This is a genomic window from Janthinobacterium rivuli (assembly GCF_029690045.1).
Taxonomy (GTDB): Bacteria; Pseudomonadota; Gammaproteobacteria; order Burkholderiales; family Burkholderiaceae_D; genus Janthinobacterium; species Janthinobacterium rivuli.
This window is the reverse complement of the sequence record NZ_CP121464.1, coordinates 454,084-471,948: the sequence shown is the minus strand read 5'-3', so window position 1 is coordinate 471,948 and position 17,865 is coordinate 454,084. Positions and strand designations below refer to the sequence as shown.

At 63.7% G+C, this 17,865-nt stretch carries 19 protein-coding genes; 13 read left to right on the top strand and 6 right to left on the bottom strand.

The features are described from left to right. Window positions 1–15: 15 nt before the first annotated feature. Both minD and minE read left to right on the top strand, forming a co-directional pair. The gene (minD, locus tag P9875_RS02075) at window positions 16–831 is read left to right on the top strand and encodes a septum site-determining protein MinD (RefSeq protein ID WP_034752889.1); all 816 of its coding nucleotides are present in this window, start codon (window positions 16–18) and stop codon (window positions 829–831) included. 1 nt (window position 832) lies between these two features. Beyond that, window positions 833–1,084, top strand: a complete 252-nt coding sequence (gene minE, locus P9875_RS02070; protein WP_034752886.1) for a cell division topological specificity factor MinE — start codon at window positions 833–835, stop codon at window positions 1,082–1,084. Between the two features lie 3 nt (window positions 1,085–1,087). Here minE and P9875_RS02065 read toward each other — a convergent pair whose 3' ends face one another. Beyond that, on the bottom strand, window positions 1,088–1,591 hold the full coding sequence (locus tag P9875_RS02065) for a hypothetical protein (protein ID WP_099401160.1): 504 nt from the start codon (window positions 1,589–1,591) through the stop codon (window positions 1,088–1,090). A gap of 169 nt (window positions 1,592–1,760) precedes the next feature. On the opposite strand from P9875_RS02065, the gene P9875_RS02060 reads away from it, so the two are divergent. The 7 genes from P9875_RS02060 (at window position 1,761) to P9875_RS02030 (ending at window position 9,323) form a co-directional block, all read left to right on the top strand. Further along, on the top strand, window positions 1,761–2,450 hold the full coding sequence (locus tag P9875_RS02060) for a response regulator transcription factor (RefSeq protein WP_035823604.1): 690 nt from the start codon (window positions 1,761–1,763) through the stop codon (window positions 2,448–2,450). 81 nt (window positions 2,451–2,531) lie between these two features. After that, window positions 2,532–3,806 (top strand): glutamyl-tRNA reductase, encoded by a 1,275-nt coding sequence (hemA, locus tag P9875_RS02055; RefSeq protein ID WP_099401158.1) that lies wholly within the window; start codon window positions 2,532–2,534, stop codon window positions 3,804–3,806. 86 nt (window positions 3,807–3,892) lie between these two features. After that, on the top strand, window positions 3,893–4,969 hold the full coding sequence (gene prfA, locus P9875_RS02050) for a peptide chain release factor 1 (protein WP_035823601.1): 1,077 nt from the start codon (window positions 3,893–3,895) through the stop codon (window positions 4,967–4,969). A gap of 154 nt (window positions 4,970–5,123) precedes the next feature. Next, window positions 5,124–5,594, top strand: a complete 471-nt coding sequence (locus P9875_RS02045; protein WP_099401432.1) for a disulfide bond formation protein B — start codon at window positions 5,124–5,126, stop codon at window positions 5,592–5,594. 11 nt (window positions 5,595–5,605) lie between these two features. Further along, a complete protein-coding gene (gene prmC / locus P9875_RS02040; RefSeq protein ID WP_099401157.1) occupies window positions 5,606–6,436 on the top strand; it encodes a peptide chain release factor N(5)-glutamine methyltransferase in 831 nt (276 codons plus the stop codon). 216 nt (window positions 6,437–6,652) lie between these two features. After that, window positions 6,653–8,254 carry a glutamate--cysteine ligase gene (gshA, locus tag P9875_RS02035; RefSeq protein WP_278317460.1) on the top strand — a complete coding sequence of 534 codons (1,602 nt, stop codon included), beginning with the start codon at window positions 6,653–6,655 and terminating at the stop codon, window positions 8,252–8,254. A gap of 25 nt (window positions 8,255–8,279) precedes the next feature. Next, the gene (locus tag P9875_RS02030) at window positions 8,280–9,323 is read left to right on the top strand and encodes a histone deacetylase family protein (protein WP_278317459.1); all 1,044 of its coding nucleotides are present in this window, start codon (window positions 8,280–8,282) and stop codon (window positions 9,321–9,323) included. Between the two features lie 82 nt (window positions 9,324–9,405). On the opposite strand, the gene P9875_RS02025 is transcribed toward P9875_RS02030, so the two are convergent. Both P9875_RS02025 and P9875_RS02020 read right to left on the bottom strand, forming a co-directional pair. Next, the gene (locus tag P9875_RS02025; RefSeq protein ID WP_225243091.1) at window positions 9,406–10,188 is read right to left on the bottom strand and encodes a LytR/AlgR family response regulator transcription factor; all 783 of its coding nucleotides are present in this window, start codon (window positions 10,186–10,188) and stop codon (window positions 9,406–9,408) included. Beyond that, complete coding sequence (locus P9875_RS02020; protein ID WP_035823591.1) at window positions 10,175–11,440, bottom strand: histidine kinase; 1,266 nt, start codon at window positions 11,438–11,440, stop codon at window positions 10,175–10,177. Before P9875_RS02020 ends, P9875_RS02025 begins: the two co-directional genes overlap by 14 nt. 285 nt (window positions 11,441–11,725) lie before the next feature. Between P9875_RS02020 and P9875_RS02015 the strand changes: the two genes are divergently transcribed. Continuing rightward, window positions 11,726–12,151, top strand: a complete 426-nt coding sequence (locus tag P9875_RS02015; protein WP_035823589.1) for an organic hydroperoxide resistance protein — start codon at window positions 11,726–11,728, stop codon at window positions 12,149–12,151. 68 nt (window positions 12,152–12,219) lie between these two features. On the opposite strand, the gene P9875_RS02010 is transcribed toward P9875_RS02015, so the two are convergent. Further along, window positions 12,220–13,062, bottom strand: coding sequence for a type 1 glutamine amidotransferase domain-containing protein (locus P9875_RS02010; protein ID WP_278317458.1), 843 nt, complete (start codon window positions 13,060–13,062; stop codon window positions 12,220–12,222). 120 nt (window positions 13,063–13,182) lie between these two features. On the opposite strand from P9875_RS02010, the gene P9875_RS02005 reads away from it, so the two are divergent. The 3 genes from P9875_RS02005 to P9875_RS01995 are packed head-to-tail and all read left to right on the top strand — an operon-like array spanning window position 13,183 to window position 15,270. Further along, window positions 13,183–14,091 (top strand): LysR family transcriptional regulator, encoded by a 909-nt coding sequence (locus P9875_RS02005; RefSeq protein WP_278317457.1) that lies wholly within the window; start codon window positions 13,183–13,185, stop codon window positions 14,089–14,091. A 40-nt stretch (window positions 14,092–14,131) separates the two neighbouring features. After that, the gene (locus P9875_RS02000; RefSeq protein WP_176387892.1) at window positions 14,132–14,602 is read left to right on the top strand and encodes a GNAT family N-acetyltransferase; all 471 of its coding nucleotides are present in this window, start codon (window positions 14,132–14,134) and stop codon (window positions 14,600–14,602) included. Continuing rightward, a complete protein-coding gene (locus tag P9875_RS01995; protein ID WP_176387891.1) occupies window positions 14,599–15,270 on the top strand; it encodes a diphthine--ammonia ligase in 672 nt (223 codons plus the stop codon). The genes P9875_RS02000 and P9875_RS01995 overlap by 4 nt, the downstream gene beginning before the upstream one ends. A 66-nt stretch (window positions 15,271–15,336) precedes the next feature. On the opposite strand, the gene P9875_RS01990 is transcribed toward P9875_RS01995, so the two are convergent. Together P9875_RS01990 and P9875_RS01985 are read right to left on the bottom strand one after the other, a co-directional pair. Then, complete coding sequence (locus P9875_RS01990; protein WP_278317456.1) at window positions 15,337–15,813, bottom strand: FKBP-type peptidyl-prolyl cis-trans isomerase; 477 nt, start codon at window positions 15,811–15,813, stop codon at window positions 15,337–15,339. A gap of 145 nt (window positions 15,814–15,958) precedes the next feature. Continuing rightward, window positions 15,959–17,836 carry a potassium transporter Kup gene (locus tag P9875_RS01985; protein ID WP_035823576.1) on the bottom strand — a complete coding sequence of 626 codons (1,878 nt, stop codon included), beginning with the start codon at window positions 17,834–17,836 and terminating at the stop codon, window positions 15,959–15,961. Between the last annotated feature and the right edge of the window lie 29 nt (window positions 17,837–17,865).

Below are 17,865 nucleotides of genomic sequence, written 5' to 3'. Positions count from 1 at the left end.
TGAAAAGGATTATTTGTGGCAAGAATTATTGTTGTGACGTCCGGCAAGGGCGGTGTCGGCAAGACGACCTCTAGCGCCAGTTTTTCCACTGGCCTGGCCATGCGCGGCCACAAGACAGCCGTGCTCGACTTCGACGTGGGCCTGCGTAACCTCGACCTGATCATGGGTTGCGAGCGCCGCGTCGTCTACGACCTGATCAATGTGATCAATAAAGAGGCCACCCTGAACCAGGCCCTGATCAAGGACAAGCACTGCGACAACCTGTTCATCCTGCCCGCGTCGCAAACGCGCGACAAGGATGCCTTGTCGGAAGAAGGCGTGGAACGCGTGTTGAACGACCTGATCAACATGGGTTTCGAATTCATCATCTGCGATTCGCCGGCCGGCATCGAGCATGGCGCGCTGATGGCGCTGACGTTCGCCGACGAAGCCATCATCGTCACCAACCCGGAAGTGTCGTCGGTGCGCGATTCGGACCGCATCCTCGGCATCCTGCAAGCCAAGTCGCGCCGCGCGCAGACGGGCGGCGAGCCGGTCAAGGAACATTTGCTGATCACCCGCTACTCGCCGAAACGCGTGGAATCGGATGAAATGCTGTCCTACCAGGACGTGCAGGAAATCCTGCGCATCCCGCTGGTAGGCATCATTCCGGAATCGGAGCAAGTGCTGGCCGCCTCAAATCAGGGTAACCCGGCCATCCATTTCACGGGCACGGACGTGGCGCAAGCCTATGAAGACGTGGTCTCGCGTTTCCTCGGCGAAGAAGTCGAGTTGCGCTTTACCAACTATGAAAAGCCTGGATTACTCCAGCGCATTTTTGGGGCGAAGTGATATGGCCTTGCTTTCTTTCCTCTTCCCCCCCAAGCCGAAGACGGCCACCGCGGCCAAGGAACGCCTGCAGATCATCATCGCCCGCGAACGCAGCGGACGCGATGGTCCGGACTTCCTGCCCGCCCTGCACAAGGAATTGATCGCCGTCATTTCCAAGTACACCAAGGTCAATGCCGACGACATCAAGATTTCGCTGGACCGCCAGGGCAACCTGGAAGTGCTCGACGTCAACGTGGTGCTGCCGGACGCATAATAGTTAATCCGGCCTCACCGCGAGCAACTCCTGCGCCACCGCGGCGCAGGCGTTCACGTGCTGGTTGCCGATCTGGCGGAACACGGCGTAGCCGATGGCTGCCGCCACCGCCTGGCCGGCGAACGGCACGAAGCGCGCCACCTGCTTGGTGGCTATCTTGACGCCACTGCGCTTGAGCAGGTGGAGGATCAGTTCGCGCGACACCAGCTTTCCCACCAGCATGCCACCCATGCCCACCGCCGCGCGGTAGGCCATCATCTTGAACTGCGGGTTCAGGCGCTCGATCTGCTCGGGCGTCAGGCCGAATTCGTGGTTGATATCGTTGATCAGCATGGAAAACAGGCCCACGTCGGACATCAGGTCGATGCCGGGAATGGGAATGGCCGACGCGCCCGCCGACATCATGGCACGCCGCTGCACCAGGCGCCGGCAACGCTCGCGCACTTGCTCGATGTCCGCACGACTGGCCGGTATCAGGGTCCAATCGGTAGTGCTCTTGTCTGACATGGCCGTTTCTCCACAGTAGGGGGGTAGATGAACAAGTGTAACGTAAAGGCCTGCGCTGCCGATTTCACTGGACACAGTTGCAATCTCTGTTATATTTCACTTGAGCATTCCTTAACATTACGATAAGCAGAGCGGACCGTCTGTTTGTTGCTACACACTCCAGCCAATTATGCGAATTGCCGTACTCGATAGCGACCATAGCCAGGCAGAACTGATCTGCCAGGTGCTCACCGCCGCCGGCCACGCTTGCCACGAGTTTCAAAGTGGTAAGGAAATGCTGGGCCAATTGCGCAAGGACAGTTGCGACATGCTCATCCTCGACTGGCATGTGAGCGATCTGGACGGTGCCGAGGTCTTGCGCCGTGCCCGGGAAAAACTGGCGCCCAAGGCACCCGTGTTGTTTATGACCAACAGCTCGGGCGAAGACGACGTGGTGGCGGGCATGACGGCCGGCGCCGACGACTACATGATCAAGCCCCTGCGGCGCAGCGAACTGACCTTGCGCACCCAGGCGCTGCTGCGCGTGGCCTACCCGGCCCAGAATGGCGCCGAGACCTTGCAATTCGGTCAATATACGTTTGAAACCCGCCCCGGCCGCCTGCTGCGCGATGGCGAAGTGCTGGATGTGACGCACAAGGAATTCGCCCTGGCGCTGCTGTTTTTCCGCAACCTGGGCCGTCCCCTGTCACGCGCCTACATCCACGAAGCCGTGTGGCAGCGCGACACGGCCCTGCCTTCGCGCACCATGGATACCCACGTCTCGCGCGTGCGCAACAAGTTGCAGCTGAAACCGGAACACGGCTACAGGCTCGTGCCCGTCTACAGCTACGGTTATCGCCTGGAAAAACTGGGCGGCTGAATGGCGGCAAACGGCTGACCTGCTCAAAGCGCGGGCACAAAGCGTTATAATGTCGGCATAAGTCACCCCAACAGCCCTGAAATGCAACTGCTCGCCGTCGGCCTCAACCATACCACCGCTCCAGTGTCGCTCCGCGAACAGCTGGCGTTTGCGCCTGAGCACTTGGGTTCGGCGGTGATGGCGGCGCGTACCTGGTTCCAGCGCATCGACTTGCGCGACAACGACGAAGCGGCCATCCTGTCGACCTGCAACCGCACCGAGCTGTATGCGGCCAGCCACGTGCCGAACCCGCTCGACGCGGGCGCGCATTTCCTGGCCGACTATCACAAGCTCAACTACAGCGAGCTGCGCCCCCACTTATATATGCTGCCGCAGCACGATGCCGTGCGCCACACCTTCCGCGTCGCCTCCGGGCTCGATTCGATGGTGCTGGGCGAAACGCAGATCCTGGGCCAGATCAAGGATGCCATCCGCACGGCCGACGAGGCGGGCGGCCTGGGCACGTATCTGCACCAGTTATTCCAGCGCAGCTTTTCCGTCGCCAAGGAAGTGCGCAGCAGCACGGAAATCGGCGCCCACAGCGTGTCCATGGCGGCCGCCGCCGTACGCCTGTCGCAGCGCATCTTCGACAAGATCGCCGAGCAGAACGTGCTGTTCATCGGCGCCGGCGAAATGATCGAATTGTGCGCCACGCACTTCGCGGCGCAAAACCCGAAAAGCATCACCATTGCCAACCGCACCATGGAACGGGGCGAGGAACTGGCGCACCGCTTCAACGGCAAGGCCATCCGCCTGGCGGATCTGCCGGAGCAGCTGCACCAATTCGACATCGTCATCTCGTGCACGGCGTCGTCCTTGCCGCTGCTGGGCCTGGGCCTGGTCGAGCGCGCCATCAAGGCGCGCCGCCACAAGCCCATGTTCATGGTCGACCTGGCCGTGCCGCGCGACATCGAAGCGGAAGTGGGCCGTTTGAACGACGTCTTCCTGTACACGGTCGACGACCTGGGCAAGGTCGTGCAGACGGGCCTGGAAAGCCGGCAAGCGGCCGTGGCGCAAGCCGAATCCATCATCGAGACGCGCGTGCAATCGTTCATGAGCTGGGTCGACGACCGCGCCATGGTGCCCGTCATCCAGCATTTGCATGAAAACAGCGAAGCGCTGCGCCTGATGGAAGTGGAACGGGCGCGCAAAATGCTGGCCAAGGGCGCCGATATCGACGCCGTCCTGGAAGCGCTGTCAAAAGGCTTGACGGCCAAGTTCCTGCACGGTCCGCAGCAGGCGCTGCACCACGCGCAAGGCGACGAGCGCAAGCAGCTCGTCACCCTGCTGCCGAAACTGTTCCGCCCCCGCCGTTAGCGCAGCCCCGCTGGCCGCCCGCGCGGCCACCCCCTGCCCGCCTGCCGGGCCTGCTTCATCCCCACACTCTTTTACCGCGAATCGCTATGAAACCATCCATGCTGGCCAAACTCGATCAACTGGCGAACCGCCTGGTCGAACTCGACGAACTGCTGATGCATCCGGACGCCACGTCGAACATGGACAGCTACCGCAAGATGACGCGCGAGCACGCCGAACTGGGCCCGCTGGTGGCCCTGTACCGTTCCTACCAGGAAGCGGGCAATGATATTACGACGGCGCAAGAGATGCTGGGCGATCCCGACATGAAGGAATTCGCCCAGGAAGAAATCGAAGCGGCCAAGGCCACCATGGCGCGCCTCGAACGCGAATTGCAGACCATGCTGCTGCCGAAGGACGTCAATGACGAACGCAATATCTTCCTGGAAATTCGCGCCGGCACGGGCGGCGATGAATCGGCCCTGTTCGCCGGCGACCTGCTGCGCATGTACACGCGTTTTGCCGAGCGCAACCGCTGGCAGGTGGAACTCGTGTCCTCGTCCGATTCCGACCTGGGCGGCTACCGCGAAGTGATCGTGCGCGTGGTGGGCAATGGCGCGTATTCGAAACTGAAATTCGAGTCGGGCGGCCACCGCGTGCAGCGCGTGCCGGCCACGGAAACGCAGGGCCGCATCCACACGTCCGCCTGCACGGTGGCCGTGATGCCGGAAGCGGACGAGGTGGAAGACGTCAACATCAACCCGGCCGACTTGCGCATCGACACCTACCGCGCCTCGGGCGCCGGTGGACAGCACATCAACAAGACGGATTCGGCCGTGCGCATCACCCACTTGCCGACCGGCATCGTCGTGGAATGCCAGGACGACCGCAGCCAGCACAAGAACAAGGCGCAGGCGATGAAAGTGCTGGCCGCGCGCATCAAGGACGTGCAGCTGCGCGAGCAGCAGTCGAAGGAAGCGGCCACCCGCAAGAGCCTGATCGGCTCGGGCGACCGCAGCGAGCGCATCCGTACTTACAATTTCCCGCAAGGCCGGCTGACGGACCACCGCATCAATCTGACCTTATATAAGCTGGACTTCATCATGGATGGGGATTTGACGGATTTGACGAATGCGCTGGCGGCGGAGCACCAGGCGGAGTTGCTGGCGGCGCTGGGGGACTAACGGCTGGGGTCAGACCCTCTCCACCGCTGACGGCAGATCAGGCGTCGGCGCAAGCGGGGGTCTGACCCCGGGGTTTAAGTAGCGGCTAAGCAATAAAAATCCAGCCTTGTGCGAAAATGACCAGCTCGATTCCATCCACCTCACCGTGTCGCCCATGAAAAATTCACGCACCGTCCTCCTGTCGATCGCCGCCCTGTGTTTCCTGATGCTCGGTGTGGCCATGTATTTACAGCATGCCATGAACATGGCGCCGTGCCCGCTGTGCGTGATCCAGCGCTACCTGTTCCTCGCTATCGGCATCGCCTGCCTGGCCGGCGCGGCGGCAAACAAACCGAAAATCGGCGCCAGCGTCGGCTTGTTGGCAGCCTTGGGCGGCCTGGGCGTGGGCGCCAAGCATTTGTACGTGCTGGCCAACCCCGGCTTCTCGTGCGGCATCGATCCGGTGGAAACGGCGCTGAACAAGGTCTTCACGGCCGAACTCATGCCCTTCATGTTTGAATCGTATGGCGCCTGCGAAAGCGCCGGCGAACCGTTCTTCGGCCTGTCGATCCCGCAATGGGCATTCGCCTGGTTCGCCATCTTCGCCATCGCCATGCTGTGGACCTTGCTGCGCCGTCAGAAATAATTGAAAGCACCATGACAGAAACCTTGATTCCCGCCGGCAGCACTGTCGGCGCCCTGCAAATCCGTCCACTGCTCGATCCGCTCGACAACCGCATCCTGCTGGGCCACGCGCTGGGCCTGTCGCGCGTGAGCCTGATCACGCAATCGGAGCGCGTACTCACTCCCGCTGAAGCCGAACGTTTATCCGGCTTGCTGGCGCGCCGCCTGCAGGGCGAGCCGATCGCCTACATCGTCGGCCAGCGCGAATTTTTCGGCCTGCCGTTCGAAGTGAACGACGCCGTGCTGATCCCCCGCCCTGACACGGAAGTGCTGGTGGAACTGGCGCTCGAGCGCCTGCCGCCCGGCGGACGGGTGCTCGACATGGGCACGGGCAGCGGCGCCATCGCCGTCGCGCTGGCGCATACGCGGCCCGACGCCGTCGTCACGGCTCTGGACGTGAGCAGCGCGGCGCTGGCCGTGGCGCGCCGCAACGCCAGCGCCAACGGCGTCAACATAACCTTCATGGCCAGCGACTGGTTCGAAGCACTGGGCACGGAAAAGTTCGACCTGATCGTCTCGAATCCCCCCTACATCGCCAGCGGCGACCGCCACCTGGCTGAAGGCGATTTGCGCTTTGAACCGGCGGGCGCGCTGACCGACCATGCGGACGGCCTGTCGGCCCTGCGCAGCATCGTCTCCGGCGCCGCGCGCCACTTGGCAACCGGTGCCTGGCTGCTGATGGAGCACGGCTACGACCAGGCCGCATCCGTGCGTGGCTTGCTGGCCGACGCCGGCTACAACAAAGTGCAAAGCTGGCGCGACCTGGCCGGCATCGAACGAGTCAGCGGCGCCCGCCTCGGCTGACCGCCGCCACCTGCGCAAAGCTTGATCCGGCGGCGCGCCAGATGCCATCGCAGTTTGTTAAAATATCAAGCGAATTCCTGACCGAAGCGCCGCCCACGTTCCTCGGGGCGGACGCTGGCGACGCGGCGTTTTTTGGGCCGGCGCCGACGCATTTGCCAAAATTCGGTTAATCTCAGCACAAATTATTTATATGCTGCACAAGAAAGGAAGCTCAAATTGCCCAACCTGTTGACTCGCCGCCTGGCATTGCTGACTGAAGATGCCAACCGCGCGCTGCTGGGCGGCTTGCGCGGCATCGAACGTGAAACCCTGCGCGTCGACCACGCCGGCCATCTGGCTTCCACGCCCCACCCGGTAGCCCTGGGCTCGGCGCTGACGCACCCTGAAATCACCACCGACTACGCCGAAGCGCTGCTCGAATTCATCACCCCGGCCGAAGCCGACATCGGCGTCACGCTCGACAAGCTCGACACCGTGCACCGCCATGCCTACAGCCGCCTCGGCGACGAGTTGCTGTGGAGCCAGTCGATGCCGTGCCAGCTGCCGCCCGAAGCGGACATCGAAATCGCCAACTACGGCACGTCGAACATGGGCATGCTCAAGCATGTCTACCGGCGCGGCCTGGCCTTGCGCTACGGCAAAGCCATGCAATGCATCGCCGGCATCCATTACAACTACTCGCTCGACGAGCAGCTGTGGCAAGTGCTGGCCAGCAACCCAGACACCAGCGCCAGCGCCACGCAAGCGGTGGCCACGCCGAAAGACGTGCAGTCGGAGAGCTATCTGGCGACGATCCGCAATTTCCGCCGCTACAGCTGGCTACTGATGTATCTGTTCGGCGCCTCGCCGGCCCTGTCCGCCGGTTTCCTGCGCGGCCGCGCGCACAAGCTCGACACCCTGTCCGACGACACCCTGTTCCTGCCCTACGCCACCAGCCTGCGCATGAGCGACCTCGGTTACCAGAACGATGCCCAGTCCGGCTTGCGCCCGCACGAAAACAGCCTGGAAGACTACGTCAACGCGCTCACGCACGCCGTCAACGACCCGTATCCGCCGTACGAAGCGCTGGGAACCAAAAAAGATGGCGAGTGGATTCAGCTGTCCACCAACGTGCTGCAGATCGAAAATGAATACTATTCGACCATTCGCCCGAAACGCGTGATCCGCACGGGCGAGCGCCCGATCCAGGCCCTGTGCCTGCGCGGCGTGCAATACATCGAAGTGCGCTGCATGGATGTAGACCCGTTCGAACCGGTGGGCATCAGCCTGGAAACGGGCCGCTTCCTCGACGCCTTTTTGCTGTTCTGCGCGCTCGACGACAGCGCTCCCATCTCGGCCGAGCAAAGCGCCTGCTACACGAACAATTTCGCCCGCACCGTCAAGGAAGGCCGTAAGCCGGGCCTGACCCTGCGCCGCGATGGCGAAGAGATCACCCTGCAGGCCTGGGGCGAGCAATTGCTGGCGCGCATCGCCCCCGTGGCGGCCCTGCTCGACTCTCGCCATGGCGGCACGCAGCACGCGGACAGCCTGGCGGCGCAAGCCGTCAAACTGGCCGACCCGGATGCGACGCCATCGGCCAAAGTCTTGGCCGAACTGCGCGCCAATGGCGGCTCATTTGCCGCCTTCGGCCTGCAGCAAAGCGAACGCCATGCGGCGTTTTTCCGCGCGCATCCGCCAACATCGGAACAAAGTGCGTATTTCGACGCGATGGCCGCCAGCTCGCTGACCGAGCAGCGCGCCATGGAAGCGGCGCCAGCCGGCAGCTTCGACGCTTTCGTCGCCGCCTACCGCGCCAGCACCCTGTGTTCGCACACCTGAGCCGGACCTTGCGCAAAACGCCCCCATGCTGACCTTCTACAATGAATTGCACGGCCAGCATCGAGGCCGTTTCGAATGGTTTCGCGGCGCCATGGTGCCGTGCTTCGAGGCACCGGAACGGGCCGACATGGTGGTGGCCGAGCTAGGGCGGCGCAACCTGGGCCGCATCGTCACGCCCCACGGCGTGCCGCTGACCTCGCTCGAGCGCATCCACACGCCCCGTTACCTGCATTTTTTGCGCCACGCCTGGCACGACTGGCTGGCGCTCGACCCGGACAATGCGGGCAAGGACGCGCTGCCATCCGTCTGGCCCGTGCGCACCTTGCGCAGCGACATCGAACCGGACGACTTCACGGCCAGGCTGGGCCTGTACTCGATGGACAACGGCACGCCGCTGACGGCTGGCACGTGGACGGCGGCCAAGACGGGCGCCGACTGCGCCGTCAACGCGGCCCACGCACTGCGCCTGGGCGAGCGGGCCACGTTCGCCCTGACGCGCCCGCCGGGCCACCACGCGGGCAGCGATTTCTTTGGCGGCTACTGTTTTCTGAACAACGCGGCCCTGGCCGCGCAGCATCTGCTCGACGACGGTGCGCGCAAGGTCGCCATCCTCGATATCGATTACCACCACGGCAACGGCACGCAGAGCATCTTTTACCAGCGCGACGACGTGCTGTTCGCCTCCCTCCACGCCGACCCGCGCAGCGAATATCCGTTTTACCTGGGCCACGCCGACGAGACGGGCAGCGGCGCGGGACTCGGCTACAACGTCAACTTGCCGCTGCCGGCCGGCAGCACCACGGCCAGCTGGTTCGCCGCGCTGGAAACGGCCTGCCTGCGCATCAATATGTATGCGCCCGACGCGCTGGTGGTCTCGCTCGGCGTGGATACTTTCGCCGGCGACCCGCTGTCGCACTTCGCCCTGCAAAGCGGCGACTACCTGCGCGTGGGCGAGCGCCTCGCGCATTTGAATTTGCCCACCGCCTTCATCCTCGAAGGCGGCTATGCGGTGAAGGAAATCGGCATCAATGTCGTCAATGTGCTGGAAGGTTTTGAAACGGCGGAGTAATTCTGGGGTCAGACCCCCCGTCCACGTTGACGGTGAGCCTGGCGTTAGCGGTGTTGAGGGTCTGACCCCGGCTTTAGCAGCGCTACATATTCCGAAACAAACTCATGAACGGCTGGCTCACGGCCAGGGTTTCCGGCCGCGTCTTCAGGCGCAAGGCGCCGCGGCCCACCTCGTCGCGCGTGACGGACGCCACCATCTTCATGTTGACGATGGTGGAGCGGTGGATCTGCTTGAAGATGGCCGGATCGAGCACGTCGAGCAGTTCGCGGATCGGCTTGCGCAGCAGCGCCTCGCCTTCCGCCGTCATGACGGCCGTGTACTTGGTGTCGGACTGAAAATAGGCGATGTCTTCCACCATGATCAACCGCGTATCCTTGCCGCTGCTGGCCGTCAGCCACACCAGCGGCGGCGACTTGGCGGCGGCCGGCAAGGCACTGCTCAATTGCTGCAGCAAGCCGGCCAGCGCGCCGTCCCCCGCACGGGTCTTGCCGGCCCGCGCCTGCACGCGCTGCAAGGTCGCTTGCAAGCGCTCGCGGGCGATCGGTTTCAACAGATAATCGACGGCGCCCTTGTCGAAGGCGTCGATCGCGTACTGGTCGTAGGCCGTGACGAACACCACCTGCGTGGCGGGACTCGCGTCGAGCACGCCGGCCGCCACTTCCAGTCCCGTCAGGCCCGGCATGCGGATGTCGAGGAAGGCGACGTCGGGCTTGTGCGTGGCGATGGCCTCGAGCGCCGTGCCGCCGTCGTCGCAGGCGGCGACGATGCGCAAGCAGGGCCACTCCTCGGCCAGCAGGGCCACGAGCGCATCGCGCAGCAGGGTTTCATCTTCGGCGATGACGCAAGTCATCTCAGGCTGATGCATGGGACACTCCTTGCGCCGTGCTGTCGGGCACCGTGATGGTGGCCGTCACGCCATCGGGGAAATTGGCGACGATGGCAAACGCGGCGGTATTGCCGTAGGTCAGGCGCAGGCGTTCGCGTACATTGCGCAGGCCGATGCCCGTGCCGGCGCCGTCATCGCTGAACCCCTTGCCGTCGTCGGCCACCGTGACGATCACCGTGCCATTGCCGCTGCGCGCCATGATCCAGATGGTGCCGCCGCCGCTTTTCGGCTCCAGGCCATGCTTGATGGCGTTTTCCACCAGGGTTTGCAGCATCATCGGCGGCAGCTCCGCCTGGCGCAGGTATTGCGGCACTTCGATCTGCAGGTTCAGGCGCCCGCCCATGCGGATTTTCAGGATGTCGAGGTAGGCGCGCGCCCGCTCCAGCTCCGTGCCCAGGGTCGACATGGCTTGCTCCGTGCGCGGCAGCGAGTGGCGCAGGTACAAAATCAGGTTGCCCAGCATCTCGTCGGCGCGCACGGGGTCGCTGCGCGTGAGCAGCTGCGCGCTGGCCAGGGTGTTGTACAGGAAGTGCGGTTCCACCTGCGCATGCAGCAGGCTCAGCTTGGCCACCGTGAGTTCCTTTTCCGTCACCGTCTGGCGCGCCTCGGCCTGCTCACCGCGCCGGCGCTGCGCCACGCGGCGCGTCATCGCCCGCGTCACCGCTTCCGCGTTTTCCAGGTTGCTGCCATGGTCGACGAGGAACCAGTCCGTCCACGCGTTGCGCGCCGGTTCGCAGATCAGGGTCACGCTGCCCGCTTCGCCATTCGGCGTGACGGTGGCGAGGATCTGGTTCGGCCGCGGCTCGAGAAAGCCCAGCAGGCGCATGCGCGGCAAGCCCGTGTGCGTGTACGGCGCCGCGCGGCGCACTCTAGCCTGCACCTGCAGGCTGTCACGCGCGCTTTCGACCACTTCGCTGCCCGGCAGTTCGCGGATGGCAGCGTCGATCATGTCGAACGCCTCGCCCGCCTCGAACGGAATCTCGATCTGGCGCCGCTGGCGGCTCGACAGGGTGCCGGCGTTGACGGTGCCGGCGATCAGGCGCACGCGCCGCACGTGCGAAAACGCATTCGTGATGACGGCGCTGGCCAGCAGCGCGCCAACGATGACAAAGAAGCCTTCCGTGTGCCCGAAGATATAGCGCAAGAAATTCTCGACCAGGATCGCCGTGGCGATGATGTAGGCGACCATCGTGGCCACGGTGATGCGCAGGATAAAGAAGAGGCTAGTCATGATTTTTCCTTGGGGTGTGAAGTGGAGCCAAGCATAACCATCGGCCCCACCGGCGGTGGCCATTATGCGATGGAAGCCCGGTAGTGGCGACAAAGGCATCAAAATAAAGCGTCAATCCGCGCCACTCCGAAATAAAATCGCTTGCAATTAAATAGCGCGCGATATATATTGTGTACATGGACGCCGGCAAGCGCTTCTGCAGACGGGGATCCTGGGGCGACAGCCCACGAAACAAGTAGTACACTATTTAGTCGTTAACTATTTAACTCACCGAGGAAAACCATCATGTCGATCAAACAAGTCCTGTACCGCGCTCAAGCTACCGCCACCGGAGGCCGCGAAGGCCGTGCCGTATCGTCCGACAATGTGCTGGACGTCAAGCTGACCACGCCAAAAGAACTGGGCGGCAATGGCGCCGTCGGCACCAATCCGGAACAACTGTTCGCCGCCGGCTACTCGGCCTGCTTCATCGGCGCCATGAAATTCGTCGGCGGCCGCGACAAGATCGCCCTGCCAGCGGACCTGTCGATCGAAGGCAACGTCGGCATCGGCGCCATCGACACGGGCTTCGGCATCGAAGTGGAACTGAAAATTTCGCTGCCAGGCATGGAACGCGCCGCCGCCGAAGCGCTGGTCGCCGCCGCCCACATCGTCTGCCCGTACTCGAACGCCACGCGCGGCAACATCGACGTGACCTTGACGATCGTGTAATCTCCGCTGCACGCACTGCCTCCCCGGCCGCGCCCTGGCGCCGCCGGGGATTTTTCGTTAACGAGACGTTAACGAGACACCTGCAGCGCCTGCAGCAGCTTGTCCGCCAGGGCCGGCGCCGAGGCGGGATTCTGTCCCGTGATCAGTTCGCGGTCGACCACCACGTTGCTGCTCCACGGCGCCTGGTTCTGCACATACTGCGCGCCGGCCGCCTGCAAGCCCGACTGCGGATAGAACTTCATCGTTCCGCCCTGCAGCGCGCCCTGCGCCGCCAGCTCTTCCTGATTGCTGATCACCGTCATGCGGTAGCCGCTGTAGATCCAGTGCGCCGGGGTGGGCGGCGGGCGGCCCGCTTCCAGCGCGGCCGCAAACGCTGCCGCCTGCGGCAAGGCCGACAGCAAAGCGATGGGGCCATGGCACAGCAGCGCCGTCGGCTTGCCGTCCGCGTGGAACTGGCGCAGCAAGGCGCCCAGGCTGGCATCCTTCAACAGATCCTGCATCGGCGCGTGGCCGCCCGGCACCAGCACGGCCGCGTAGTGGCCATAGCCGATCTGCTCCACGCGCTTCAGGCTGATCACGGGCGAGCGGCCCGGCACCGTCAGCACCAGCTGGTCCAGCAGCGCCTTGTGCGCCGCGTGCGCGACCGCGTCGCCGCCAAAATAGTCGACCGTATCCGAGCTGGCGTCCAGCGTGGGCGCCTGGCCCTGCGGCGTGGCGAACGTCACCGTGTGACCCGCGTCGAGCAGTTTTTTCACGGGTTGCATCAATTCATTCAGATAAAAGCCCGTCGGGAAGACCTTGCCGTCGCGCAGGTCGAGGTGATTGGCGTCCGACAGCACGACGAGGACCTCGGCCGCCTGGGCCGTGGAAAAGGCGGCGAGCAACAGGCTGCTGATCAGTAATTTTTTCATGGTGTGGCCTTTCTGTAGAGAGGTCACCAGCATATTCCGAATCAAAATATGGAAAAATGATGAATAATGCACAGCACTGATGCAGAATAAGACCGAATAGAAGCGCCGAATAGGAATGAAATGGATAAATTGCAGGCGATGCAGCTGTTTCGCCGCGTGGCCGAGCTGGGCAGCTTTCGCCGCGCCGCCGATGAACTGGACCTGTCGGCCTCCTATGTGAGCCGGCGCATCGGCCAGCTGGAGCAGGAACTGGGCGGGCGCCTGATGACGCGCACCACGCGCCAGCTGGCCCTGACGGAAACGGGCGCCGCCTACCTCGAGCACTGCCGCAAGCTGCTCGACGAACTGGCGCAGGCGGAAGACATGGTGGCGCACTCGACGGCGCACGTGACGGGCCGCCTGCGCATCAACGCGCCGCTGACCTTGGGCGTGGGCGAACTGGCCGAGGGCCTGGCCGATTTCATGGCCGACTGGCCGGCCTTGCGCCTGGACGTCGACCTGAAGGATGAATACGTGGACCTGGCGGCGGCCAACTACGACCTGGGTTTTCGCGTCACCACCGCGCTCACCGATTCGAGCTACGTGGCGCGCCATATCCACGACTACCGCCTGCACATCTGCTGCGCCCCGGCCTACCTGGAACGCCACGGCCCCTTGCGGGAAGCCACGGACCTGACGCGCCAGCGCTGCTTCATCTACAGCCACGCGCTGTTCGGCAGCCGCTGGCCGCTGCGCCATGCGGGACCGCACAGCGACATCGAAGTGCCGAACTGGGTGCGCACGAACAACACCCTGTTCATGCGCAGCCTGATCCTGCGCGGCCTGGGCATCGGCATCCTGCCCACTTTCGTCTGCCGCGAGGAACTGGCCAGCGGCGCCCTGGTCGAGCTGTTTCCGGACATCGAGCGGCCCAGCCTGGCGCTGTTCGCCATCTATCCGTCGCGCCAGCTGGTGGCGCCCCGCGTGACGCGCTGCATCGAGCACCTGAAGCAGTGGTATGCGCAGCGCTATCCCGCGCCGGCTGCGTGAAGCCGGTAAAATCATGGCCACTCTCAATCAAGGATGAACCATGATCAGCTGGCAATGGAACACGTTCGACGAACTCGGCCCCCACGATTTGTACCAGGTGCTGGCCTTGCGCCAGCGCGTGTTCGTCATCGAACAGCAATGCATTTACCCGGACCTGGACGGCCATGACCAGCAAGCCATGCATTTGCTGGGCTGGCAAACGGTCGATGGCCAGCGCCGGCTGGCCGCCTACCTGCGCGTGCTGGCACCGGGCGCCAAGTATGTGGAAATGTCGCTGGGCCGCGTGTTGACGGCACCCGAGGCGCGCACCACGGGCGCCGGCAAGCAGCTATTGCTTGAGGGCATCGCGCGCGCCGAACGCCAGCACCCCGGCCACGCCATCCGCATCGGCGCGCAGCAGTACCTCGAACGCTTCTATCAATCCTTCGGCTTTGTCACCGTCAGCGCACCGTACGACGAAGACGGCATTGAGCACGTCGACATGCTGCGCGCGGTGGAGCAACCCGCATGACGACGGCCCTGATTTCCTGGAGCGGCGGCAAGGATTCCTGCCTGGCCCTGTGGCGCGCGCGCAACGCCGGCATGGCCGTTCCCCTGTTGATCACGGCCATGGATGAAGACGGCCGCAAGTCGCGCTCGCACGGCGTGCCGCCCGAGCTGCTTGAGGCGCAGGCGGCCAGCCTGGGCGCACGCCTGCAGCGCTATCACGCCAGCTGGGCCAGCTACGAGGAACAATTCATCGCCATGCTGCGCGCGGCCAAGGCCGAGGGCATCGATCATGCGCTGTTTGGCGACATCGACTTGCAGCCGCACCGCGACTGGGAAGAAAAAGTCTGTGCGGCCGCCGGCCTGACGGCGCACCTGCCCCTGTGGGGCGGGGACCGCCGCGCGCTGGTCGACGAATTTCTCGCCGCCGGCTTCAAGGCCATCGTCGTGTGCATCAATGGCCAGCACCTGCCGCGCGCATTTTGCGGGCGCGAGTTCGATGCGTCCTTCCTTGCCGACCTGCCGCCCGGCGTCGACGCCTGCGGTGAAAACGGCGAATTCCACACCTTCGTCTACGACGGGCCCGCCTTCAGCGCACCGGTGGCGCTGCGCCGCACGCAGGTGCTGCAATATGACGCGCCAGCCAATCTGGGCGGCGCCACGTATTACTTCCAGGAACTGGCGCCCGCCTGACTCCACCGCAAAAGCAAAAAGGGCGACTCCATGGAGTCGCCCTTTGTCCGTGCACCTTGCGCGTGCTTACTTTTTCTCTACTTTTCGCAGCGTGATGTCGAACACCAGGCCAGCGTAAGGCGGAATCACCACCGCACCCGTCGAATCACGGGTGCCGCCAACGCCATAGCCCAGGTCATACGGAATGAGCAGGCGGCGCGTGCCACCCTCTTGCATGCCGACCAGGCCACGGTCCCAGCCCAGAATCATTTTGCCGATACCCAGGACAAACGTAAAACTTTTCGGAGGGATTACCGCATCGAACTGCGCGCCTTTGCCGTCCGGCTTGCTCGCGTCATACAGCCAGCCCGTGTACACCACCGTCAGGGTATCGCCCGCGGCGGCGGCCGTGCCGGTGCCTTTCACCAGGTCGGGAAAGAGGAACTCTTTGACTTGCGTGTTCGGGTCAAGCACGACCGGCTTCTCGGTGTTGGCAGCGGCGCCGCAAGCGGTCAGGGCCACGGCGCAAGCGAGGGTGGCGATCATTTGAAATACCGATTTCATGGTTTCCCTTTAAATATTGGTGTGTGGCTAAGCCCGTACGGTGCGGACCGGTACGGGCTGGAGTTTAACAGGACTCGCGTAGCCCATTTGTAAGCAGACGTAAGCAGGGCAATAAATGTGTCTCGATGCAACGTTGACACAATATCTATATTTCCACCTGCGTGCCCAGTTCGATTACCCGGTTGCTCGGAATCTGATAGTAGTCGGCCGCCGTGCGCGCATTGCGCGACATGGTGACGAACAGGTGCTCGCGCCACGGCATCATGCCCGCACCGGGCGTCGAGATGATGGTCTGGCGCGCGATGAAGAACGACGTCTCCATCATCTCGAAATCGAGTCCCTGCTGGGCGCACTGCGCCAGCGCGGATGGAATATCCGGTTCATCCTTGAAGCCGTAATGCACATTCACCTGGTAGCACTGGTGGCCCAGGTCCACCACGCGCACGCGCTCCGATGGCGCCACCCACGGCTCTTCATGCATGAAGACGGTGAGGAAGATCACCCGTTCATGCAACACCTTGTTGTGCAGCAGGTTATGCAGCAGCGCATGCGGCACGCCATCCGTTTCGCCGCGCAGGAAGATGGCCGTGCCGGGCACGCGCAGCGGCGGCGCGATGAACAGCGACGAGAGGAAATCGTCGAGCGGAATCGCATGCTTTTCCAGGTTCTGGAACACCAGCTGGCGACCGCGCTTCCAGGTCAGCATGACGATGAACAAAATCGAGCCCAGCAGCAGCGGGAACCAGCCGCCATGGAACAGTTTCAGGGCCGTCGCCGACACCAGGTTGACGTCGATGATCAGGAAAAAGCCCGTGGCGGCCCAGCACAGGGCCAGGTTCATCTTCCAGCGGTAGCGGATGACGAAGAACGTCAGGATGGTGGTCGACAGCATCGTGGCCGTGACGGCGATGCCGTAGGCGGCAGCCAGGTTTTCCGAAGAACCGAAGCCGATGACGGCCAGCAACACCACGGCCAGTTGCAGCCAGTTCACGGCAGGGATGTAAATCTGCCCGATTTCGCTTTCCGACGTGTGGCGCACGCGCATGCGCGGCAAGAAGCCCAGCGCGATCGCTTGCTTGGTCATCGAGAAGGTGCCGGAAATGGTTGCCTGCGAGGCGATCACGGTGGCCATGGTCGATAAAATCACCAGCGGGTACACGCTCCACGCGCCCAGTTGCTGGTAAAACGGATTCGTGACGGCTTCGGGATGGGCCAGCAGCAGACCGCCCTGGCCCAGGTAATTCAGCGCCAGCGCGGGAAAGGCGATCAGGAACCAGGCCAGGCGGATCGGCTTCTTGCCGAAGTGGCCCATGTCGGCGTACAGCGCCTCGGCGCCCGTCAGCGCCAGCACCACGGCGCCCAGGGCAACGAAGGCAACGAAGCCGTTATTCATCAGGAAGGTCGCCGCGTGCAGGGGATTGAGCGCGGCCAGAATGGCCGGCGACTTGATGATGTTGACCACGCCCATGCCGGCCAGCGCGGCAAACCACAGCACCATAATGGGGGCAAAATAGCGGCCGATGCCGGCCGTGCCATGCGACTGCACCGAATACAGCGCCACCAGCACCACCATCGTCAGCGGCACCACATACGGACTGAAGGCGGGCGTGGCCACTTCCAGGCCTTCGATCGCCGACAGCACGGAAATGGCCGGCGTGATCACGCTGTCGCCATAGAACAGGGTGGCGCCGAAGACGCCGATCACCATCAACGGGAAATGCCAGCGCGACAGGCGGCTGACGGACGACAGCACCAGCGCCATCAAGGCCATGATGCCGCCCTCGCCGCGGTTGTCGGCGCGCAGCACCAGGGTCACGTACTTGAGCGAGACGATCAGGGTCAGGCCCCAGAAGATCAGCGAAACGATGCCCAGCAGGTTCTCTGGCGACAGCAGCAGGCCGTGGGCCGGGTCGAAGACCGTTTTGAGGGTGTACAGCGGACTGGTGCCGATATCGCCGTAAACGATGCCGACGGCCGCCAGGGTCATGCCGGCAAGGCCGCTTTTTTTATGTTCCGACGTCAAGATTGCACCCGTTTTTGTTTTGTTGCATC